Genomic DNA, 21,345 nt, shown 5'->3' with positions numbered 1-21,345 from the left:
CTTTTTAATTTTAGGAGATTATACTAGAGTCATCAAAAAAAAAGAAAAACTCTAAGGAGAATCCTATGAAATTCAATCCAAATCAGAGATATACTCGTTGGTCAATTCGCCGTCTTAGTGTCGGTGTTGCTTCAGTTGTTGTGGCCAGTGGCTTCTTTGTCCTAGTCGGTCAACCAAGTTCTGCGCGTGCTGATGTCGTCAATCCGACCCCTGCCCAAGTCGTGCCAGACGCAACTTCGGTGAGTGAAAAGAGCGACTTACCAGCAGAGGTTCTTAAAAAAGCAGTCGATGTAGCTCTTCCTTCAGAACAGTCTATTCCAACACCTAAAGCAAGTGTGGATACGACAAGCTCTTCAGAAAAAGTGGACGCAACTGCTAAAGAGCCTGCAGTAGCGCCAAAAGAAGAAGTGCAAGCACAACCTGACTCTAAGAAACAAACAGAAGATGCAGTTAAACCTGTGGAAAGTCCTGCGTCTACAGTTTCTGGACAAGACCGTGAAGCTAGTGAAGCGCAACCAGCGACTACTCCAGCTGAAGTGCAAAAAGGTGTGGCTGATAACACCAAAGACACAGTAGATGTCCCAGCTAGCTATCTTGACAAAGCTAATTTCCCAGGTCCATTTACAGCTGGTGTCAATCAAGTCATTCCATATGAATTCTTCGCTGGAGATGGCATGTTGACTCGCCTGATCTTGAAAGCCTCTGATAAGGCTCCATGGTCAGACAACGGAACAGCTAAAAATCCCGCTCTCCCACCAGTAGAGAAATTGGGCAAAGGCCTTTACTTCTATGAAGTGGATTTAGCAGGCACCCAAGGCAAATCTGATAAAGAGCTGCTTGATCTCTTGAAACAAAATGGAACTCAAAGCTATAAAGCTACTATCAAGGTGTACGGTGCAAAAGATGGCAAACCTGACTTAACTAACCTGGTAGCGACGAAAGATTTGGATGTCAACTTGAATGGTTTGACCACTCCAGCTGAAGTCCAAAAAGGTGTGGCTAAAAACACCAAAGACACAGTAGATGTTCCGGCTTCTTACTTGGATAGAGCCAACTTCCCAGGACCATTCACAGCTGGTGTCAACCAAGTTATTCCATACGAAGCCTTTGGTGGAGATGGTATGTTGACTCGCCTTATCTTGAAAGCCTCTGATAAGGCTCCATGGTCAGACAACGGCTCAGCTAAAAATCCTGCTCTCCCACCAGTAGAGAAATTGGGCAAAGGCCTCTACTTCTATGAAGTGGATTTAGCAGGCACCCAAGGCAAATCTGACAAAGAGCTGCTTGACCTTTTGAAACAAAATGGTACGCAAAGCTACAAAGCTACTATCAAGGTGTACGGTGCGAAAGATGGCAAACCTGACTTAACTAATCTGGTAGCGACTAAAGATTTGGATGTCAACTTGAATGGTTTGACTACTCCAGCTGAAGTCCAAAAAGGTGTGGCTGACAATACCAAAGATACAGTAGATGTCCCAGCCACTTACTTGGACAAGGCTAACTTCCCTGGTCCCTTCACAGCTGGTGTCAACCAAGTTATTCCATACGAATTCTTCGCTGGTGACGGCATGTTGACTCGTCTTATCTTGAAAGCCTCTGATAAGGCTCCATGGTCAGACAACGGCTCAGCTAAAAATCCTGCCCTCCCACCAGTAGAGAAATTGGGCAAAGGCCTTTACTTCTATGAAGTGGATTTAGCAGGGACTCAAGGTAAATCAGATAAAGAGCTGCTTGACCTCTTAAAACAAAACGGCACTCAAAGTTATAAAGCTACCATCAAAGTGTACGGTGCAAAAGACGGCAAGCCTGACTTAACTAATCTTGTAGCAACTAAAGATTTGACTGTTAATTTGAATGGTTTGACCACACCAAATCAGGTTAAAGAGTCTGTTGTTAACAATGTCAAAGACATGATTGATGTTCCAGCTAGCTACCTTGATAAGGCTAAGGTTCCTGGACCTTTCTTGGCCGGTGTCAACCAAGTTATTCCATATGAAGCTTTTGGTGGAGATGGTATGTTGACTCGCCTCTTGTTAAAAGCTTCAGACAAAGCCCCATGGTCAGACAACGGAACAGCTAAAAATCCTGCTCTATTGCCGCTTGAAGGCTTGGCTAAAGGCCAATATTTCTACGAAGTGGATTTGAATGGCAATACGGTTGGCAAAGATGGTCAGGCCTTGCTGGATCAACTTCGAGCTAACGGAACCCATACATATCTAGCTACTGTTAAAGTCTATGGCGCTAAAGACGGCAAACCTGATTTGACCAATCTGATTGCTACTCGTCAAGTAACGATTCAGCTTCGTGGAAAAGAAATGGCGACAATACCATCTCAACAAGGTCAGATGAATACGAAGCCTTCTGAAACAGGCTCTACAGGTACGACTGAGGGTATGATGGGTACAAATCACCATATGTCAGATATGAAGGTCGATCAACCAGCTTCTAGCCCAATGGCTAATATGATGAAAAAAGATGATAAAGCGATGCTACCAAATACTGGGGAAGCTAAAACGGCTACAGCTGGCCTTGGTATCTTTGGTCTAGCCTTGGCAGGTCTTGTTGGACTTTTGGGTTTGACAACCAAACGAGAAGATTAAGATTCAAATCACTTAAACATTAGGGAAAATAGTGTTATACTAAAGCAAGTATAACACTGTTTTTATCGAAGGAGTGTCGGATGAAAAAGACAATTTTGCTGGTTGATGATGAGATAGATATTCTAGATATTCAAAACCGCTATCTTATACAGGCAGGTTACGATGTTTTGGTCGCCCATGATGGTAAGGAGGGATTAGAACTTTTCAGAAAAAAATCTATCGACCTCATTATTACAGATATCATGATGCCCAATATGGATGGTTATGATTTTATCAGTGAAGTTCAGTATATCGCTCCGGATCAACCCTTCCTCTTTACAACTGCTAAGACAAGCGAACAGGATAAGATTTATGGATTAAGTTTGGGGGCAGATGATTTTATAGTCAAACCCTTTAGCCCACGCGAATTGGTTTTAAGAGTAAATAATATCTTGCGTCGCCTTAGCCGTGGAAGAGAGACAGAACAGATCGAGTTTGGTGACTTGGTAATCAACCATGTGACTCATGAGGTTCGCATTGGGGATCAACCTTTGGAATTGACCGTGAAATCCTTTGAACTTCTATGGGTATTAGCCAGCAATCCTGAGAGAGTCTTTTCAAAGACGGAACTTTACGAGAAGGTATGGCAAGAGGACTATGTGGATGATACCAATACACTCAATGTTCATATCCATGCTTTGAGGCAAGAGTTGACCAAGTATACAAATTCAAATGCTCCTGCTATCAAAACTGTCTGGGGTTTGGGCTATAAGATGGAAAGACCAAGAGGTAGAAAATGAAATTAAAAAACTATATTTTAGTGGGGTATCTAGTGTCGACTCTACTAACGATTTTGGTCGTTTTCTGGGCAGTCCAACGAATGTTGATTGAGAAAAGTGAAGTTTACTTTCTAGTTGGAATGACCTTGATTGCTAGTTTCATTGGCGCTGCAGTGAGCATCTTTCTTTTGTCGCCTGTGTTCTCTTCTCTGAAACATTTGAAAAAACAAGCTCAGGATATAGCAAGCAAGGATTTCAGCACAGAAATTGAAACCAAGGGACCATTAGAATTTCAAGAGCTGGGCCAGTCTTTTAATGACATGTCCCACAATTTGCAGGCTACCTTTCAATCACTTGATGAGAGCGAGCAAGAAAAGAGAATGATGATTGCGCAGCTCTCTCACGATATTAAAACTCCCATTACCTCCATTCAGGTTACTGTGGAGGGAATTCTAGATGGAGTGATCAAGGAAGAGGAGCGGCTCCACTACTTAACCACGATTGGTCGACAAACTGAGCGTCTAAACAAGCTAGTGGAGGAGTTGGATGTTTTGACTCTCAATACACAACCTCAAGATACTGCTGATGAAGAAGTCGAAGAGGTCTTTTTAGATCAATTGCTGATTGAGTCAATGAGTGAATTTCAACTCCAGATTGAACAAGAGGAGCGGGATGTTTACATTCAAGTATCACCTGAGTCGGCGAAAATCAAGAGCCATTCTGACAAACTCTCTCGCATTCTGGTCAATTTGTTAAACAATGCCTTTAAATATTCAGAACCAGGAACCAGAATCGAGGTTCTTGCCCAATTAACAGAACAAGAGCTGACAATCAGTGTGAAAGACGAGGGTCAGGGGATCCTTCCTGAAGATTTGGAAAAGATCTTTAAACGACTTTATCGTGTAGAAACTTCGCGCAATATGAAGACAGGTGGACATGGATTAGGACTTGCGATTGCAAGAGAATTAGCTCATCAGCTTGGTGGCGAAATCACAGCAGAAAGTCAGTATGGCTTAGGAAGCAAGTTTACATTCAGCCTCAATTTGAAATAAAGGCGTAAAATCCCTTTACAAATCTAGCTTTTCATGGTACAATAGCCTTTGTGTGAAATAGCAGCAGGAAAGCATGAAGCTCGTCAACAGGTGTCTTATGACAAGTAACCTTGGCTGTTTAGGCGAAGGGCATCTGCACGAATCAGGGCTTTCTAAGTGACTATTTCCACCGAAATATTATTTATATCAGGAGGACATACATATGTCACGTTATACAGGACCATCTTGGAAACAAGCTCGTCGCCTTGGCCTTTCACTTACAGGTACAGGTAAAGAATTGGCACGTCGTAACTACGTACCAGGACAACACGGACCAAACAACCGTTCTAAATTGTCAGAATACGGTTTGCAATTGGCTGAAAAACAAAAACTTCGTTTCACTTACGGTGTAGGTGAAAAACAATTCCGTAACTTGTTCGTACAAGCTACAAAAATCAAAGGCGGAATCCTAGGTTTCAACTTCATGCTTCTTTTGGAACGTCGTTTGGATAACGTTGTTTACCGTCTTGGTCTTGCGACTACTCGTCGTCAAGCTCGTCAATTCGTAAACCACGGTCACATCCTTGTTGACGGAAAACGCGTTGATATCCCATCATACCGCGTAACTCCAGGTCAAGTGATCTCAGTTCGTGAAAAATCATTGAAAGTTCCAGCAATCCTTGAAGCAGTAGAAGCTACTCTTGGACGTCCAGCATTCGTATCATTCGACGCTGAAAAATTGGAAGGTTCATTGACTCGCTTGCCAGAACGCGACGAAATCAACCCAGAAATCAACGAAGCACTTGTCGTTGAATTCTACAACAAAATGCTTTAAGATAAGACTTTATATTGCAAGAAGCCTACAACAGTGGGCTTTTTGCTTTGTCATAAAATGTTGATTTCTGGGTTTGCTTAGATATTTGCTAGATTGATTTCATAGCCGTTTCAAAGAATGAGACGGCATTTTTTGCGTTCTCTTTTGAGAGGTAAAAAGAAGCGTGACCCTCCCACAGCTATAGAGCTTTTAGACGGGAAAACCACACTTCTTTCTTGGATTAATTTTACATCATTTTGACTTAAAAATCAAATAAAGGTGTCCCACCTCCTACCGCAGAAAGTTCTGTTTCAAGGGGAGATAGAAAACCTTTATTCGTTAATTTAATTATAGCCTAAAAAACTTTTAAATACAAGGCTATTGTAAAAGTAAAAGCCAGTCATGGTATAATTAAGGTAGGGCATTGACTACAAAGCAAAGAATTTGAACTAAGGACAGGAGGATTGTAATGAAACTCTGGAAATTTAACCGTACAGATGTAGTTATCACGCTTAAAAATGGCGTGATAGTTAGAGGATTTGTAGAGGACTATTGTGACGCCTCGGACAACGCAGAGGAGATGGGCTCCTTGCTTGTAGATGTTGATGGAACTCCTAGAGAATATTTTGAGGATGAAATCGTCAGTATCATAGAAAGCTAGTAGTGGGAATAGAATTTAAGGAAAAATCTTGTTCGTTGAGATTTTTAGTTGGGATGGTCTTGTATGACAAAAGATGAAATTAAAAAATATTTAGGCACAGATTTTGAATTTAATTATAATGGCCGAGGTGCTTGTTTCTTATCTAGCGTTTGTGTAGTTGGTTATGACTATGAAGGTCAGCAGTTTAATACGATTGATAAAGCTATGGAAGCTAAAGTTTTTGATGGCAAAAGTTTAGTGGATATATGGGATAAAGTTTTTCCACAAGTTTTTTAAAATAAAAAGCACCTTTGATGAATTGAACCGCATCCCAAAAATTAGATTTTATCTGTCAAACTTTTAAAACGCCGTTTAAAACGCTACAATGTTCTTAAATAAAGGAAGAACTATTATATGATACGGTTTATACTCCTTATAGAGAAGATAAAATACTTGAGACAGAGTTAGAGTTTCAACATGGTATTATTAAAGCTGGTCAAGATTACATAAAGTCTCTGTACGACTCACATAAAATTAGAAATGAAACTTGGAACAAACTAAGGAAAGAGAACGAAATATGATATAATTATATAGTGTAGAAAACTATGAAATACATACTACTAATAAATAAAAATGGAAAGAAACAATGACAACGAAACAAAGTAAAGAAGTAAAGATTCAACGTGAAGTCGAAAAATGGCTAACGTCTTATGGCATGGAGTTCGTGACACAAAATGAAAGTGTCAATCCAGAGATTGACAAAGCGTTATTAAAAGCTCCCTCTAAAACAGGTGGTGAGGGAGCAAACTTAGTTGATGTCAAGCTATTATTGAAGGATAGCAAACTAGACTATTACCCAATCATGATTGAGCTTAAATGGGGTAGCAATAAACTTGAAAAGCTGGACAAAGAAGAACATGTCGCCAATACGAAAACAAGTGGTAAAGAAAAGGGCGAACCCAACTATACCAATATCAACGGTTATGCGGTAAATGGGGCAGTTCACTATGCTAATGCTATTCTTCAATATTCTAGTTATACAGATGTGATTGCGATTGGGATTACAGGAGATGAGGACGAGGCAGGCAACCTTGAAACTCGCTTTGGTGTTTACTATGTTTCCAAATCTAACTATGGTATTGGTCAAAAAGTTGGTGAGTATTCTGACTTATCCTTCCTAAAACCTGAAAACTTTGATGAATTTACAGAAAAGGTAAAAGAGTTACAATTATCAGAAGCTGAACTACGTTTGATTCACCAAAAACGTGAAGATAGGATTGAAGACGCTCTAACAAAGATAAACGAAAGTCTTTTCAACAAGCAGAAAAATATCAGTGCCTTGGCACGTATTCACTTAGTGGCTGCTAGTATCATGGCAAACTTAGGAGTTGCAGGTAAGGTGAAGCCATTAGAACCAGCTGATTTAAAATCTTCTGATGAAGAAGGAGATACAGATGGAGATATTTTAATCCGCAAAATCAAGGCGTTTCTGAAAGAGAAAAATCTGCCACAAGCCAAACAGAAACAAATCTTGCGTCATTTAGAGCCTACGATTCTTGAATCTAGCTTTTCAGACCCAAGAAACGGGGTGTCTCTCCTTAAAGAAATCTTTACAGAAGTGATTGATGACCTTGGTTATTTCTACAAAATCGGAGTAGATACCGACTTTACAGGTAAGCTCTTTAATGTCATGTTTAGATGGTTGAGTTTTGCAGGTGATGACCAAAATGACGTGGTATTAACTCCTCGGTATGTGGCACTTCTGATGGCGAAATTAGCACGAGTAAACAAAGATTCCTACGTTTGGGACTTTGCGACTGGTTCGGGTGGTCTGTTGGTGGCTGCCATGAATCTGATGTTAGATGATGCTAAAAAGGAAATTACAAGCCCTGATGAACTTAGAGAAAAGGAAGAGAAAATCAAGGCGGAACAAATTCTTGGGATTGAAATTCTTCCAGAAATCTACATGTTAGCCGTTCTAAACATGATTCTAATGGGAGATGGTTCAAGTAATATCCTACAAGATGATAGTTTGAAAAAGTTTGATGGGAAATATGGTTATGGGAAAGATAATGAACACTTCCCAGCAGATGTTTTCCTTTTGAATCCTCCTTACTCTGAAACGGGGAATGGTATGAATTTTGTGAAGCGTGCCTTGTCTATGATGAAGGGCGGTTACGCTTCTATCATTATCCAAGATTCCGCAGGTGCTGGTAAGGCAAAAGAAATCAATCAGAAGATTTTGGAACATAATACTCTTTTAGCGTCTATCAAAATGCCAATGGATATTTTTATTGGTAAGTCTAGCGTACAAACGTCTATCTATGTCTTCAAGGTGGGAGAAAAGCATGAAGCCAAACAGCGAGTGAAGTTTATTGATTTACGCAATGATGGCTATAAGCGTTCAAATCGTAAGAAATCAAAAGCTAGCACTAACTTACAAGATGTCGATAATGCGGTAGGACGTTATGAAGAGGTGGTCAATCTCGTTAAATTTGGTAAAGATGAGTTAAACATTTTCACAGAAAAAGAGTACATTGAAGATGTTATTGCTCTATCTGGTTAAAAACACGGTGAAGACTGGAATTTTGACCATCATGTTCAGTTAAATACCATACCTACAATAGATGATTTTAGAAAAACTATATCTGATTATCTAACATGGGAGGTCGCTCAGCTAATCCAGAATACAGGAGAAGATAACTCAAAAAAATCATAGGCCCTCAACTTCAAGCACTTAATAAAGAATTTGAAGATGGTGGGGGCGTGTGGAAAAAGTATCGGATAGTAGATATTTTTGAAGTGAAAAATACTCATAATATCTTGAGCTCTTGGATAACTGAAAATAGTGGTTCTGTTCCGTATTTGACAGCAACTCAGAATAATAACTCTGTATCAACTTTTATATCATATGATAAAGAAATGATTGATGAGGGAAATTCTATATTTATTGGTGGGAAAACACTTGTTATTTCTTATCAAGAAAAAGATTATTTTTCAAATGATAGTCATAACTTGGCACTGTATTTCAAAGATGAAATACATAGGACGAAACCAATTCAGCTTTATATGGTTTCTGCTTTGTATAAATCCTTAAAACCTTTATACAGTTGGGGAAACTCAATTTCAAAACAAAAAATTCAAAATGATTTTGTTTCATTTCCAACCCTTAATAATAAAATAGCATTTTCATATATGGAAAGTTACATAAAAGCGCTCGAGGCGTATCTATTAGTAAGTGGTTTTAAAGATTACCAACTAACCCAAGATGAAGAAGACGCCTTAGAGGTATTTGAAAATCAACAATGGCAAGAGTTTCGTATGGGTGATTTATTTGACAGAGTTAAAACTAAGAAATTACCTTATAAAGCAAAAGAATTACCCAAAGAGCCACAAGGGGAACACAGCTTACCAGCATTGACTTCTAGTTTTATGAATCAAGGGTTAAACTACTACGTTCCGAAAGAAGGAGCAACAGTTTTACAAAATGTTATCTCTATCCCGTCTAACAGCGATGTGTACAGAGCTTATTTTCAATCACAAGAATTTACCGTCTTATCTGACGCTTATGCCATTGATTGGATTGGTTCGGATAAGCAACTAAGACCGAATGACTATCTCTTTATGGTTCCAAGTATCAATAAGGTTACAGATCTACCAATTTACTCTTATAAAAACAAATTAGGTGGTTGGAACGTAGTTAAGGATAAACTGATAAAATTACCAGTTAATGAACAAGGTGAAATTAATTTTGATTATATGGCAACCTTGGTGCAGGCGATTAAAAAATTAGCTATTAAAGATGTCGTCTTATACGCTGATAAACAAATTGAAGCAACAAAAGAAGTTGTTCAGAAAGGAAGTAAATAATGGCCAGTGATTGGAAAGATAGTCCTACTTGTTTTGAACATTTTAATGGAGAATATGATTATATGCTTTTCATTGATGAAACAGGGGTACCAACATTAAAAAACTACAATCAAAACAATCGATGGTTTTCAATGACGGGTGTTTTAATTGCTGGTGAAGATGGTGAAAGTATTATTTCTGATATGATGGCTATTAAACATAAGTATTGGGAAAATGCAATGTTCAACAAGCAAAGAGTAGTATTTCATTCAAGAGATTATCGTAAAAAGATAGGAGCTTTTAACCCAAAAACAATTGATTATCCTAAAATGAATATGGAGTTGTTGCAATTAATAGAGCGTACCAACTTTACGATTTTTTCATCAGGAATTGATAAAGATTTTTTGACTCAAAAATACAATAATCCATATCCTGTCTATTGGTTTTCTCTTGTATTTCTAATTGAACGTTATGCTATATATTTAGAAGAACGCGGGAAAACGGGGATAATTGTACTTGAAGCACGAGGTAAAAAAGAAGATACAAATTTGTTACGAACGATTGTACCTGAAATAGAGCGTGGAACAAATTTTGTCAGTGATAGTATATGTTCTAGGATTAGAGGTGTATACTTTAATAACAAAAGAACAGCAAATAAAAAACAGTCTTATCCATATCTAGAAATGGCAGATATGATTGGTTATGAATTACATAATAAGATTTGCAAAGGGATTGAATCAGATTTTTATAGGAAAGTTGAATCAAAAATTTATAATTATCCCAATATAACAGGATATGGATTGAAAATATTCGATAGGTGAGGAGTATATGACAGAACGAACAGAAAAACAACGTTTACTTAATGATTGGGCAACTAAAAAAGGAAGAATCGCATTAGATTTCTTTCGACTGAGAAGTGGAATGTCTTGGTGGGAAAAAGAGAAAGGTGATATATTCTGGTGTGATTTAGGAGAAAATATTGGTCAAGAAACCAGTAAAAAAAGACCTGTTGTTGTATTATCTTCTTCCAAAAGAAATAAGAGGTTATCACATATTACTGTTGCACCAATTACATCTACGATTAAATATAAAAAAATTGGAGATGTAACGTCAGGGCTGAAATACCCATTCCATTTTTTGATGAAGAGTAATGTATATCGATTCCTAGATAATGACTCTGTAATTAAACTGGAGCAACTTCGAACTATTTCTAAAAATAGATTAGATGGTTACCCAATAGGTAAACTATCGGATGAAGATTTAAAAATTATTAATAAAAAAATTAGTAATTTTCTTGACTTATAGAAAGTAAAATGGTAATCTAATTATAGAGAGGGGCTAGACCCCGTATTAAGTTCGGTTCGAGGTTATCTCAAACGTTGGAACATTTTGTTGGGGGCTGGGTCCCCCTTTTTATTCTGTTAAAAATAAAAACGCAGGCTGGATTTAGCCTGCGTTTTAGATACCACAAATTTTAGAAAAGACTATGCTATTTCAAAAATTTTTAGGAATGAAAATATAAAAAAAGAGAAACTTCATTATGAAGTTTCTCTTACTTTTAATTGTCCGAATCAATATTCTTATTTCAAAAAAAGGTAGTGATTTGAATGATATATATTGCGATGTACTGAAATTAACAAAAAGAAAAAACGCTTGAAATCAGCGTTTTTCTTATGTATTGATTCGTATTGAATGCTTATTTAACCTCTGTAAAAATAAAATTATACGCCTATAAAGCTTATTATACCAGACTTTAAGACAGTTAGTGGAGAAAAGGTAGTGAAAAAGGTAGTGATGAAATTAAGTTTTTAGTTCATCCATTTTATTTTGGAAAATTTCAACAGCTTCAAATTTTTTCTTAGGCGCTAACTCTGCGTAAGTATCCATCGTAGTAGTAATTGACTTATGCCCCATCCTGTGTTGTAACTCTTTCCAATTAGTACCTGAATTTAACATCATTGAAGCATGTGTATGTCGGAAGAGATGAAAACCATAGTCTGGTAAACCTAAAGCTGATAAACGTTTTTTTAGTGTTGCTCTTTCATTCCTATCACACATATAATTTCCATAAATTGTTGGGAAGATGAGTGTAGAACTAGGTAGATTATGTTTTTTAAAATAGTTTTCCATTTCTTCATGGAAATTTTTTAGTTCCTCAATAATAGAAGATGGAACTGCAACTTTGCGATTTCCAGCATCCGTTTTAGGTGTTGGTTTGCATATCATTTGTCCTTTTATACCGAGTTTCGGATTTGCGCTTTTCCACATAAGAGTTTTATTTACTATTATTTCATTTGTTTCAAAATCTAAATCGGTGATTTCTAATGCAAGCAGTTCATTAATGCGTAGTGCAGATGCTAAAAGTGCATTGCAAATAACTTTGAATCGCCTATTTGCTCTTGTATTTGGTAAGATTTCAAGATAGGACAACCATTGTTTTAAATCGTCATCGTGAAGTACCATAACACGCTGTTTATTAGCCTTAGGTTTGGGTGGGATTTTGATTGCTTTAGCAGGATTGTTAGCTAATCCACAATTTGTAATTCCAAAATCAAAAATATCACTAACCTTATGAGCTATGGCTCCAAAGTCCTTTGCACTGCCCTTTTTTGCTCGTTTTACACCAGAATCAACTGATTTTTTTGCTCTTCTAGCTAGCTTGTTTACCCAAAGTTGAACATCAGCAGGCTCAATTTGATCAGGTTTGTAATCTCCAAACTGAGGAATAATGTAGGTATCAAGATAGCCACGTACTCGATTAATAGTATTTTGTGATGATACCCAAGTTTTGAAATTTGAAAACCATACCTCAGCTAGATTTTCAAAGTTGTCAATTGAGATTGTTTCTTTTATTGTAGAGCCAGATTTTTCAAATTGAATTTTAGTCTCAATAATTTTCCTATCGAGGCTTTTCAATGTTTTAGCAGTAATTGTTTTTGTGATTCTTTTTCCAGTTTTGACATCAGTCCCAATGTAAACACCTTTTATTGAATAACTGACATCTCCGTTCTTTTTGGTGACCTTAGTTACCCTTTTATTATTGTGTCGTATAATTTCTTTACTCATATAGCCTCTTTTGTTTGATAATTTAAAAGGCTAAAATAAGACCTTCATTTTTAAAAAGATGATTTTATTTTAGCATATTTTAGAAGAATAAACTCAAATATAGAGATTATTTGGATTCTATTCTAATTAGTCAAAAATTTTAGAATGTCATCACGTTTATAATATACTGTGCGAGTTCCTTCTATTGGAGGTTCCAAACGAGGTAGCCCTTTTCGCTCCCAACTTTTAAGTGTGTTTGGTGAAATACTAAGCTCTTTAAGAACCTCTTTTTGTGTCATGATTTCTAGTTGATTTATATCTGACTTCTTATCGAGAAGATTCACTAGTAGTTGCAATAGATTTTCAATCTTATCTAATTTAACTTGTTGAAGTGTATCCATATTCTTCTCCTTTCTATTTTCCAATTACATAGGTAAATTGTTTTGCTGTCTCTGCATCAAAAGTTCTATAAGATATGATCCCAAGCCCCTTATAGTTACTTTCAGAGATTAAAATGGAACCGTCTGATTTGACTTGTTCCACAAAGGCTACGTGTCCATATACTGGGTCTGCGCCAGCTTGACTCGATGAGAAGGATAAGGCAGAGTGTTCAGTTGGTGTATTTGTAGTTGTATAACCTGGTTTTTCCATCCATTGATTACCATTCCCCATATAAGGGTCAAAGTTTACACCAACTTCTTTTCCACGGTTATAGACAAACCAAGTACATTGACCCCATGGATAAGAACTTGCGATATAGTTAGTAGTATCAATAGCTTGGGTAAGACTGTAGCCTTCTGGAATGTCGCTTGAAGTAACACCACCACCGTCTCTTGTTTTACCTGTAGTTTGTTTAGGCGGTTTTGGGGTTCCTCCGTTTTCATCAATGTAAGTATCCAGCTTTTGCATGGTTTCAGCTCTTCTTTTTCCTGAACCAGAAGTGTCTGTAAAGTAGACTCCTCCATCAACGGCAGTATTCAAAGTGCCAGAAGCTAACTTCTTTGCCTTGTCGTCTTGGATTTTGAAGGTTTGATTCTTATTTCCAATGATAGTTTGTTGGGTAAGAGCTACTACGGCAACCTCATCATTGAAGTTATTGGCGTTTTCAGGATTTGAGTCAAAAGCTCCGTAACCAAACATATTTGCTCCTGAATTTGTCGCAACCCCAGCAGTTCCTAATGAACTTTCATTCAATGCAATCGCAAGAATCGCTCGAACATCCAGATTTGACTTGGCTTCCCACTCTAGCAATTTTTCCCCATTGATGCGACTTGAATCATAGTTTATCCCTAGAGTTTTTAAGAAACCATCTAATTGTGAAGCCTTGATTCCGTAGCGATGAACCAATAAATTATGGGTGTAGGCATCCCCGTTTGACCAGTGTTCAGAATAGGTAACTCCATTTTGATTGCTGGAATTTCCCACAATGGAACCCCCAGCCATGGCAGAGGCAAGAATGAGAATAACAAGAATCGGCATGAGCAGAGGTGGGAGACCAAGAATGAGAGACCATTTGATTTTTTTCATAAACTCTCCTCTTCTTAATAGCGAATATAGGCAGTAAAGAGTACTGTTCCAAAGCGCCATTTGGCATCTAAGACAATTACATGGGCTTTTACTTGGGAGATAATCATTTCTCTTTCAGTATCCTTTACTGGAAATAAAAGAAGGAAATCGACTGAGCGTTTTCCTTCTTGATAGGCTTGATAGAGTGTATCTTCTAGAACTCTTGGGAATGAGGTTCTAGAACGAATTTTTGTGTTCATTTGCTTCTCCTCTTAATTGGTTTAGTCTCTCGGTTAGTCTGTTTCTGCGTTCAATATTAGCCTTAATTTTATCATCCCTTGTCATAGTTTTTCTGTATGCACGGGTAAAGGCGTTTGAACCTTGCGCTTTAAACATGGATTGAGGATCTTTATAATCTTCTAGTTTTGCTTCTATACGATTGATACGGTATTGCTTGATAGGAGAAATCCATTCTTCCTTGAGAGTTTCAAATTCTTCTTCTGAGTTGATCTTCTCATTGTTTGGTTGCAAAACTGGTTCAAAGTTAGATGAAGGTGTTGTTTCTTGTTGCGTCGTGCTATGCTGAACCCTAGGATATAATTTAGCCCCATCTTCTTGTACTTGCTCTGTTTCTATGGGTGGTAAAGGCTCTTCCTCATCTTGTTGCTTGCTAGTAAAGTATGACCCAACTTGTCGGAATTGGCTCCTTGCATTCATGACTGCACCAGCTCCATATCCAGCGCTTGAAAGAACAAAATTTCCTAATCCTTGAGCAGATGAAAGTGCTCTAGTTGGTACTTGTGAAGCTAATTCCTTTGTTTGGCTAACAGTTTGCGTGACCTTGTTTCCGATATCATTTGCTACCATACGAGCTTTAGAACCAAGAATAAACTGAATAATTTCTGCCTTGTATTTCCAAAGGAGGAAAAAGATCATAGCTTTAGAAGCAACAGAAACTATGAGTTTAAAGACGAGTCCAAAAAGCAGAAGAGAAGGGAGAGTCTTCAAAACACCATCAAAGCCAGACGTTACCAAGTTTTCAACTAATTGCTCAATGTAAAAGATGAATAGTGTTAAGAGGCTAGTAATCGCTGGAAAGGTTAAGCCTGAAAACATGACTTTAAGAACTCCAAAAATCAAATCCTGCATCCGAGGAATAAAAGAAACAAGAAGAGCAATTGGGAATAGTAAAATCATCATGAGAACTAGAACTTGAGCGAGGATATTTAGAATCTGAATCAATATAACTGGGATAGCTAAAACAATGGCTTCTACAATTTTAAAGATGATATAAAACATACGAATAAAGATGAAGTCAGGCATCGCAGAGACCCAGCGATTCTTTTCGCCATCTTCATTAGCACCATTTCCGACTTTATCTAGATAGTCAGAGCGCTCTTTCGCTTTTACTGCCGTAAAGTTTCCGTTTGAATCAGAAGTACCTAATACTTTACTATTATCAAATTCCTCTTCTTTTCCATCTTGACTATTCCTGTATTTGCCGTTTTCTTGACCAGTGTTTACAAAGATATAGGCTTTATAGGAAGTTTCAGCAATATAGCTATCAGCCATTGAATCGCCAATTTTGATTGACTTATCTTTGTCATAGTTGACTTCAATTTTGGAAATTTTTGAGGAGACATCTTTGGAAACATTGTGTATGGTATCAAGCAGATAAAGTCCGCCTGAAGTTCCTGCTATTGTTCCAAAGTAGCTAAATCCTAAGAGAATTACTAAACAGACATGAAGTACTGTTCTTGAGAAACTCCCTTTAGAAAAGAAGTATTGATAAAATAGATAAATCCCAAGAATAAGTAGGGACATTGAAATGAGGGAATCTTTTCCAACTCCGTTAGTGGTTGAAGCCGTGAATCCCTCCCAGATAGAACTTGCACCGTTAAAGACATAGGTCTTGTAGGCGGAGTAGAGATCTACTTGTTCTAAGATACGAATTAGAAGAGAGAAGAAACCGACAATGGCATTGAGCAGGAAAAAGAAAAAATTGACGAAGATTTCATTAATCATTACCCATGCACCGTTAAAGGAACCGAACCCAGTTGGCTCCATATAGGACTTGAGCGAGAAAATATCAACGCCTTTTAATTTCTCAAAAGCTTCTTGCATGGTTTCACCTCCTAACTAGCGTATTTATTTTCAAGACTGGAAGAAACTGTTGCTTTCATAGGTTTTAGTAGCATATCAATATCTTCAAAAAGATTGTGAACAGAAATCATGTTCAGGTTGCCATAGACATCATAGTAGAGGCATTGCCCTGAAATCATGTTATCAATCCATTCTAGGTTTTGTTCGTTGACTTCTAGGTTGACGTGACGAAGAATATCTTCTCTTTCTGACTTCTCGTAAAAAGCAAATATGGTTCCGAAGCCCGTTGTGTCATCGTCATTTTCAGCATCATGTACAGATTGAGTAATGAGTGCAAGGGTATTGTTTTTTGATCGCCCAATACGTCTCATATTTTTTATAACAGCTTTTCCTTCTGCGGATTTCATCAAAATCCATGCTTCATCGAAAAATTCGATGGTATCCTCATTTTCATTGCGCTCTCCAAAGTGGGTACAAAAGGCACCAAGCGCAAACATGAGGGCAATGGAATTTCTTTCGTGGTCTGAAATCTTTGTGGAATTATCTTTAGGAAGTTTAAGGTTGTTAACTTCTAGAATAGTGACTCGGGAATCGTAGTTGAGTCCTTGAGTGGTTCCATCTGAAAATGCAAGTTCCAAGATGGAATTCGTGACAATAGAAGTTAGATAACGTCCAACAGAAGCAATATCGTCCTTCTCGTCCATTTTCAGGCGTTCTAAGACCTGTTTAAATCCAACAGCTTGACCTTGCTCTCTTTTCTCTGCAATGATGTTTATAGCCTCTGTAATGGCTGTCTTTTGATCCATGGTGACATCATCTACGGCTTGCAAGAGAAATTCCAACATATTTTTTGCGACTTCGACTGCCTGTTCTTTCTCAAGAACAACGATGGGATCCAAAACCCCATGGTTAGAAGGTAGTGAACTATCAAGGGTGACAAAGTTAAATGCCTCAATCTGTTTCTTACGTTCAGGATAGAGCTTTGCAAATTCAGGTGAATGAATCACTTGTTGGTAGTGATTTCTGAGTTCTCGTTTCGGGTCAATGTAGAGGGTTTTGACATTTTGCAGGGCAACGCTCAAGAAAATAATCTGAGCCAAAAAGGATTTTCCTTGTCCTGTAGCACCTGTGATGATGATGTGAGGATTCTTAGTGATTTTGCCAGCGATATCCTCTTTGTTTCCAACAGTGGCATTATATAGAACAATGTTTTTGGAGGATTCGATAGCTTTTTCAATCGAATCCCAACGCCCTGTCCAGTTGTCTACTCGTCCGATATACCAGCCAATACGATTTCCTGAAGAGCTATTGGTAAAGGGCATCAGTTCTGAGAAACCACGAGGAGTTACCATATGAGTCCAAGTTCTCGTTTTCTTTTGAAGATGCTGACCATAGAGGAGGGCTTGAAAAAGATAGGGGGCATCTTGGCTAGCTTCACTAATTTCAACGCCCATATCATCAAAGTAATTGAGAACCACTTGTCTGCGTTGTCGTAGTTGTCCAATACTGGAAGCAGAGACAATAAGATAAGCTCCATATTCGATGATATTTTCCTTATTTCCTACCTTCTTCATCAAATCTTTTAGAGAAAGCGACCCCATGATGATTTCATCTTGTTGGACAGTATCCGTATTTTCTGCCTCCTCCATAATATTGCGATAACGGGTATTGGAACGCCCCATTTTCCCTTTGATTTTATTGTTATCAATAAATTCTGCCTTAATACGCAATTCAACTGGGAAGTTAAGTCGTTGGACAAATTCTCCTAGATGAAAGCCGTTAAACTGAATGGGCAATTTTCCAACAGGTAGAATGGTTACAAATGAAGAACCATAAGGACTTTCTAGTTTTAAAAAGCCCCCCTTGGTTACTTTAATTAGAGTATCCGTGATGTTAAATTGGGAACGATTGGCGAGGACCTCCTTCTTGTAGTGGGGAATATAGCGGAGATATTGCATCCGTTGGTAGTAGAACAATTCCTCATCCGATAAGGCTTTTGCTCGTAAGGGAGCAAGGGCTTGGTAAATGGTAAACTCATCTGCACGGTAGTCCTCATACCAGTTTTCAGCGAGTTCATATTCGTAGCCAAAGCCTTGGGCGATTTTTTCGGAAAAATCAGTTAGGCTTTCAAGTACTAATTCTTTGATTGTTTGCCCATGATTTTGTTTTCTTAGGTTAACTCCAATCACCCAATCAAATTGATAGGGGATTTCCATTTCATTTGTTAAATGGTCAACGGTGTAGAGGAGGAGTTCTTCACCGAGCTCTCTACTATCATCCGCTAGTGCTTCTGAAAAGTCCTTTAATTTTTCCTCTAAAAGATAGTCCTTAGGAATGAGGGAAACCTCAAAATATTGGTTTTTTTGAAGTTTCTTCATTATTTGTGCAATGGTTAATTTGTGCTTATTTTTTCGTTCGTCATCCGTGATGGTGATTGGGTTATTTGGAATACGGTAGTAGGCCATTACAGACCGATCCCGTTTCAAGACAAGATTGTCATGAGTTTGTAGAATGGGATAAGTTAGTGTTAGAGACATAGTTCCTCCTTTCTAAAGGTTTGTTTTTTCAAAGACGATTTCTTCAATCGGTTCAATACGCTCTTCATGGTAGATTGCTTTTTTATTGAGTTTAAAATCCCAACAGTAGATTAGGTAATCTGCTAGAAAGAGATGCATTTTCTTTCCATGTGGTTCGTATTCTGTATAAAACTTTGCTAGTTTATAAGGGATAAACCAGTAGAGAATTAACGAAATCGAGTGAGTGGCTTTAGCTAGAGGTACAAGAATAAAACCACCAAAGAGTAGCATGGTAACAAAGATGAAGATAAAGACTATAAAAAAGGACAGTTGCATGGGTGTAGCAAAGTACCAAATGCGAGTGCCCTTTTTAGTTTTTATCTCTTGAATCCAATAAGGGGCGTTAAGCCCCTTGGCGTAATCATACAGTTTTTCACCTTTCATAGTTAGAGTCCTGTTTCAATCCCAAAGAGACGAAGGAACCAGCCAAATGCTTTTAGAATGTCTTGGCCTTTTGTTAGTGAGACAATGACAGCATAAAAACAAACTACTGAAAAAAGTTGGATCCAGGAGCTGTTGCGCCAAGCTTTAACTGCAAGTAAGACAGCAATTGCTCCTAGTACCCAAACAGCATCTCCTTGTAGGAAGGCTCGTAGATTTTCTGTGTTCATGTTGTTCTCCTTTATTTTTCTTGTTTTGCGTAGTTAAGAGGAATGGTGTGGGTTAACTCATCTACAAAGTAAGTCCCGTTATTTTGAGTAAGCGTGAGAGTGAAATTCTCTGAATGAGTTGAAGCTCCTACTTCAAAAGTAACTTGAACAGTTGCGATGAGCTTTTCTCCATCTTCTTTTAGATAGGTGTAGTCAATACTTTTAAAGGTAGTATTTGCGACTACAGAAACATCTTTAGCAATCAAATTCAGATTGTCTTGATTTGTAGTGTAGTTGGTGAAAAAGACAGTTAAAAACTTGTCTACTTTCTTGTGTTCATCCTCCAATAGACGATCAGTTGCTGATAAGGTCAATTGCTCGTCTTTTGAAGATGGAGTTGCTTGTGAGGAGTCAAGACTTGAAAACCAAGGTAGACCTGCGATACGATATTTACCGTTTACTTCCTCAAAAGGGATATTAAATCCTGTTGTGATTTCCTTTTTCTCGGTATTGTTGCCCTTTTTGATCCATTCCTTATATTTAACACGGTAGGTTGCCACTTTATCTGTTACAGTGACGAGTTGCGAATAAATCACCTCGCTAGGGTTTCGGACTTGCCCTTGCGACTTGGTGTCAGGAAGGGCACCATAAAAGGAATTCAGATGATTTATTTGTTCGGTTTGCTTATTATTTTCTTGTGAGAGAGTAAAGTAAGCATAAACAAAATCATTTAGATAGTATTGTAGGCGGTAGTCATATTGCCTAGTAGTTGAAGGGATGTCTGATTTTTCCTTTTCAAAGTTTTCAATGCTTGTTTTTAGAATTGAAACCTGATTTGATAGAGTGATAGCTCGAATAGAGCCCATGAGTCCAATTAGGAGAAGAAAACAAATTCCACCAACTACAGCAAAATTAACTTGTTTTTTGGTGAGGGTTTTAAGTTTTGGAGGTTTCTTTTTATGCTCAACCTTTTTAAATTGTTCTAGAAACTGCCTCACTTTTAAGAGATAGGATTTTAAATTGTCCATAGTTCCTCCTGTTATACTTGGGCTAACTCAATAAGTTTGGTTCCTTTTGCATAGAATCGTTTATTAAGTTTTTCCATTTCTGAATTGATAAAGTAATAGCCTTTTAGCTCATATTGAAGTTGTTCCAGTAATTGGGGAGCTAAAGTCTTTGCTTCCTCTTTTTTCAGCAAGCTATTCAATTCACCTGCTTTTGTCCAAGATTCTTTATAATCTTTCTTTTTGAGACATTCGCCTAATTCATTAACGACTTGTTCTACTTGTCGGGTGAAGTTTGTTTTTGTTGCCATTTCGATTTCCTTTCTAAATTGTTCTTGATTTTGCTTGATGGTTTGTTGGATGTAAGCAATAAGTGAGGGGCGCATCTTCTGATTGTTAGTAAGAACTTGTCCTTCTAGGGTGAAGCAAGTATGTTCGTAGCTATAGAGACCTTTAGAGTTTGGTTCTTTTTCAGTGCATCTTCCAGCACATTCATAGTAGAAATCCTCTCCTTTTCTTAGGAGAATGTAGATGTGCCAAAATTCTTTGTCGGGCAAGAGAAAGAAATCTGCTTGATAGATTTTCTTAAGCAATTTAAGAAGCCTCTAGAAGATCGTCATAGCCAAGTGCTTGGAAGATAAAATCAGAATCAAACCAGAGCCAATCATTGATTTGAGTTTCCGTTGGGGTATCCCCACAGAAGATATCTTCACAAATAATAGTGAGGGTATCCAATCCTCCACGTTCACGAACAGTGTTTAGAGTTGTTAATCCGCCTGACCAAGCTTTAAAGTTTTCTAGTGAGTTGATATGTACTTTGTATTCCATT

General features: G+C 37.8%; 21 protein-coding genes. 10 read left to right on the top strand and 11 right to left on the bottom strand.

Annotated features, from left to right (window positions below; genetic code table 11):
* Nucleotides 1-65 precede the first annotated feature (65 nt).
* The 10 genes from ATE37_RS07570 to ATE37_RS07520 all read left to right on the top strand — a co-directional run bounded on the left by ATE37_RS07570 (nt 66) and on the right by ATE37_RS07520 (nt 10,997).
* Nucleotides 66-2,600, top strand: coding sequence for an SSURE domain-containing protein (locus tag ATE37_RS07570; protein ID WP_084868584.1), 2,535 nt, complete (start codon nt 66-68; stop codon nt 2,598-2,600).
* Nucleotides 2,601-2,680: 80 nt separating this feature from the next.
* The gene (locus ATE37_RS07565) at nt 2,681-3,379 is read left to right on the top strand and encodes a response regulator transcription factor (RefSeq protein ID WP_084868583.1); all 699 of its coding nucleotides are present in this window, start codon (nt 2,681-2,683) and stop codon (nt 3,377-3,379) included.
* A complete protein-coding gene (locus ATE37_RS07560) occupies nt 3,376-4,410 on the top strand; it encodes a sensor histidine kinase (protein ID WP_084868582.1) in 1,035 nt (344 codons plus the stop codon). The genes ATE37_RS07565 and ATE37_RS07560 overlap by 4 nt, the downstream gene beginning before the upstream one ends.
* Nucleotides 4,411-4,612: 202 nt before the next feature.
* Nucleotides 4,613-5,224, top strand: coding sequence for a 30S ribosomal protein S4 (rpsD, locus tag ATE37_RS07555; RefSeq protein WP_000092756.1), 612 nt, complete (start codon nt 4,613-4,615; stop codon nt 5,222-5,224).
* A gap of 448 nt (nt 5,225-5,672) precedes the next feature.
* Nucleotides 5,673-5,864, top strand: a complete 192-nt coding sequence (locus ATE37_RS07550) for a hypothetical protein (protein WP_084868581.1) — start codon at nt 5,673-5,675, stop codon at nt 5,862-5,864.
* 63 nt (nt 5,865-5,927) lie between these two features.
* Nucleotides 5,928-6,140 carry a hypothetical protein gene (locus ATE37_RS07545; RefSeq protein ID WP_084868580.1) on the top strand — a complete coding sequence of 71 codons (213 nt, stop codon included), beginning with the start codon at nt 5,928-5,930 and terminating at the stop codon, nt 6,138-6,140.
* 349 nt (nt 6,141-6,489) lie between these two features.
* The gene (locus tag ATE37_RS07535; RefSeq protein ID WP_241502104.1) at nt 6,490-8,409 is read left to right on the top strand and encodes an HsdM family class I SAM-dependent methyltransferase; all 1,920 of its coding nucleotides are present in this window, start codon (nt 6,490-6,492) and stop codon (nt 8,407-8,409) included.
* A gap of 200 nt (nt 8,410-8,609) precedes the next feature.
* Entirely contained in the window at nt 8,610-9,713 is a 1,104-nt protein-coding gene (locus ATE37_RS07530) for a restriction endonuclease subunit S (RefSeq protein WP_180382777.1), read from the top strand.
* Nucleotides 9,713-10,513: a DUF3800 domain-containing protein gene (locus tag ATE37_RS07525; RefSeq protein ID WP_084868579.1), complete on the top strand. Its 801-nt coding sequence runs from the start codon at nt 9,713-9,715 to the stop codon at nt 10,511-10,513. The genes ATE37_RS07530 and ATE37_RS07525 overlap by 1 nt, the downstream gene beginning before the upstream one ends.
* A 7-nt stretch (nt 10,514-10,520) precedes the next feature.
* On the top strand, nt 10,521-10,997 hold the full coding sequence (locus ATE37_RS07520) for a type II toxin-antitoxin system PemK/MazF family toxin (protein ID WP_084868578.1): 477 nt from the start codon (nt 10,521-10,523) through the stop codon (nt 10,995-10,997).
* Nucleotides 10,998-11,492: 495 nt separating this feature from the next.
* Here the strand turns inward: ATE37_RS07520 and ATE37_RS07515 are convergent, their stop codons facing one another.
* From ATE37_RS07515 to ATE37_RS07465, 11 genes are all read right to left on the bottom strand, one after another.
* A complete protein-coding gene (locus tag ATE37_RS07515; protein WP_084868577.1) occupies nt 11,493-12,758 on the bottom strand; it encodes a tyrosine-type recombinase/integrase in 1,266 nt (421 codons plus the stop codon).
* A gap of 122 nt (nt 12,759-12,880) precedes the next feature.
* Nucleotides 12,881-13,138, bottom strand: a complete 258-nt coding sequence (locus ATE37_RS07510) for a helix-turn-helix transcriptional regulator (RefSeq protein ID WP_084868576.1) — start codon at nt 13,136-13,138, stop codon at nt 12,881-12,883.
* Nucleotides 13,139-13,151: 13 nt separating this feature from the next.
* Complete coding sequence (locus ATE37_RS07505) at nt 13,152-14,264, bottom strand: CHAP domain-containing protein (RefSeq protein ID WP_084868575.1); 1,113 nt, start codon at nt 14,262-14,264, stop codon at nt 13,152-13,154.
* 14 nt (nt 14,265-14,278) lie between these two features.
* Entirely contained in the window at nt 14,279-14,503 is a 225-nt protein-coding gene (locus tag ATE37_RS07500) for a hypothetical protein (RefSeq protein ID WP_084868574.1), read from the bottom strand.
* The gene (locus ATE37_RS07495) at nt 14,481-16,367 is read right to left on the bottom strand and encodes a conjugal transfer protein (RefSeq protein WP_084868573.1); all 1,887 of its coding nucleotides are present in this window, start codon (nt 16,365-16,367) and stop codon (nt 14,481-14,483) included. Before ATE37_RS07495 ends, ATE37_RS07500 begins: the two co-directional genes overlap by 23 nt.
* An 11-nt stretch (nt 16,368-16,378) precedes the next feature.
* Entirely contained in the window at nt 16,379-18,883 is a 2,505-nt protein-coding gene (locus tag ATE37_RS07490) for an ATP-binding protein (protein ID WP_084868572.1), read from the bottom strand.
* A gap of 12 nt (nt 18,884-18,895) precedes the next feature.
* Entirely contained in the window at nt 18,896-19,306 is a 411-nt protein-coding gene (locus ATE37_RS07485) for a conjugal transfer protein (RefSeq protein WP_084868571.1), read from the bottom strand.
* Between the two features lie 2 nt (nt 19,307-19,308).
* A complete protein-coding gene (locus tag ATE37_RS07480) occupies nt 19,309-19,533 on the bottom strand; it encodes a TcpD family membrane protein (protein WP_001091060.1) in 225 nt (74 codons plus the stop codon).
* A gap of 11 nt (nt 19,534-19,544) precedes the next feature.
* Nucleotides 19,545-20,540: a conjugal transfer protein gene (locus tag ATE37_RS07475; protein ID WP_084868570.1), complete on the bottom strand. Its 996-nt coding sequence runs from the start codon at nt 20,538-20,540 to the stop codon at nt 19,545-19,547.
* Between the two features lie 11 nt (nt 20,541-20,551).
* Nucleotides 20,552-21,109, bottom strand: a complete 558-nt coding sequence (locus ATE37_RS07470) for a conjugal transfer protein (protein WP_084868569.1) — start codon at nt 21,107-21,109, stop codon at nt 20,552-20,554.
* 1 nt (nt 21,110) lies between these two features.
* The gene (locus tag ATE37_RS07465) at nt 21,111-21,344 is read right to left on the bottom strand and encodes a hypothetical protein (RefSeq protein ID WP_084868568.1); all 234 of its coding nucleotides are present in this window, start codon (nt 21,342-21,344) and stop codon (nt 21,111-21,113) included.
* Nucleotide 21,345: the final 1 nt, after the last annotated feature.

Source organism: Streptococcus oralis subsp. tigurinus (assembly GCF_002093575.1).
Lineage (GTDB): Bacteria > Bacillota > Bacilli > Lactobacillales > Streptococcaceae > Streptococcus > Streptococcus oralis_CH.
This window is presented reverse-complemented; position numbering and strand designations above follow the sequence as displayed.

Coding starts and splice junctions, on each gene's coding strand:
- ATE37_RS07520 (WP_084868578.1), top strand. CDS start 10,521: ATGACAGAACGAACAGAAAAACAACGTTTACTTAATGATTGGGCAACT.
- ATE37_RS07505 (WP_084868575.1), bottom strand. CDS start 14,264: ATGAAAAAAATCAAATGGTCTCTCATTCTTGGTCTCCCACCTCTGCTC.
- rpsD (WP_000092756.1), top strand. CDS start 4,613: ATGTCACGTTATACAGGACCATCTTGGAAACAAGCTCGTCGCCTTGGC.
- ATE37_RS07570 (WP_084868584.1), top strand. CDS start 66: ATGAAATTCAATCCAAATCAGAGATATACTCGTTGGTCAATTCGCCGT.
- ATE37_RS07475 (WP_084868570.1), bottom strand. CDS start 20,540: ATGGACAATTTAAAATCCTATCTCTTAAAAGTGAGGCAGTTTCTAGAA.
- ATE37_RS07550 (WP_084868581.1), top strand. CDS start 5,673: ATGAAACTCTGGAAATTTAACCGTACAGATGTAGTTATCACGCTTAAA.
- ATE37_RS07480 (WP_001091060.1), bottom strand. CDS start 19,533: ATGAACACAGAAAATCTACGAGCCTTCCTACAAGGAGATGCTGTTTGG.
- ATE37_RS07565 (WP_084868583.1), top strand. CDS start 2,681: ATGAAAAAGACAATTTTGCTGGTTGATGATGAGATAGATATTCTAGAT.
- ATE37_RS07535 (WP_241502104.1), top strand. CDS start 6,490: ATGACAACGAAACAAAGTAAAGAAGTAAAGATTCAACGTGAAGTCGAA.
- ATE37_RS07500 (WP_084868574.1), bottom strand. CDS start 14,503: ATGAACACAAAAATTCGTTCTAGAACCTCATTCCCAAGAGTTCTAGAA.
- ATE37_RS07560 (WP_084868582.1), top strand. CDS start 3,376: ATGAAATTAAAAAACTATATTTTAGTGGGGTATCTAGTGTCGACTCTA.
- ATE37_RS07485 (WP_084868571.1), bottom strand. CDS start 19,306: ATGAAAGGTGAAAAACTGTATGATTACGCCAAGGGGCTTAACGCCCCT.
- ATE37_RS07490 (WP_084868572.1), bottom strand. CDS start 18,883: ATGTCTCTAACACTAACTTATCCCATTCTACAAACTCATGACAATCTT.
- ATE37_RS07495 (WP_084868573.1), bottom strand. CDS start 16,367: ATGCAAGAAGCTTTTGAGAAATTAAAAGGCGTTGATATTTTCTCGCTC.
- ATE37_RS07515 (WP_084868577.1), bottom strand. CDS start 12,758: ATGAGTAAAGAAATTATACGACACAATAATAAAAGGGTAACTAAGGTC.
- ATE37_RS07465 (WP_084868568.1), bottom strand. CDS start 21,344: ATGGAATACAAAGTACATATCAACTCACTAGAAAACTTTAAAGCTTGG.
- ATE37_RS07525 (WP_084868579.1), top strand. CDS start 9,713: ATGGCCAGTGATTGGAAAGATAGTCCTACTTGTTTTGAACATTTTAAT.
- ATE37_RS07510 (WP_084868576.1), bottom strand. CDS start 13,138: ATGGATACACTTCAACAAGTTAAATTAGATAAGATTGAAAATCTATTG.
- ATE37_RS07545 (WP_084868580.1), top strand. CDS start 5,928: ATGACAAAAGATGAAATTAAAAAATATTTAGGCACAGATTTTGAATTT.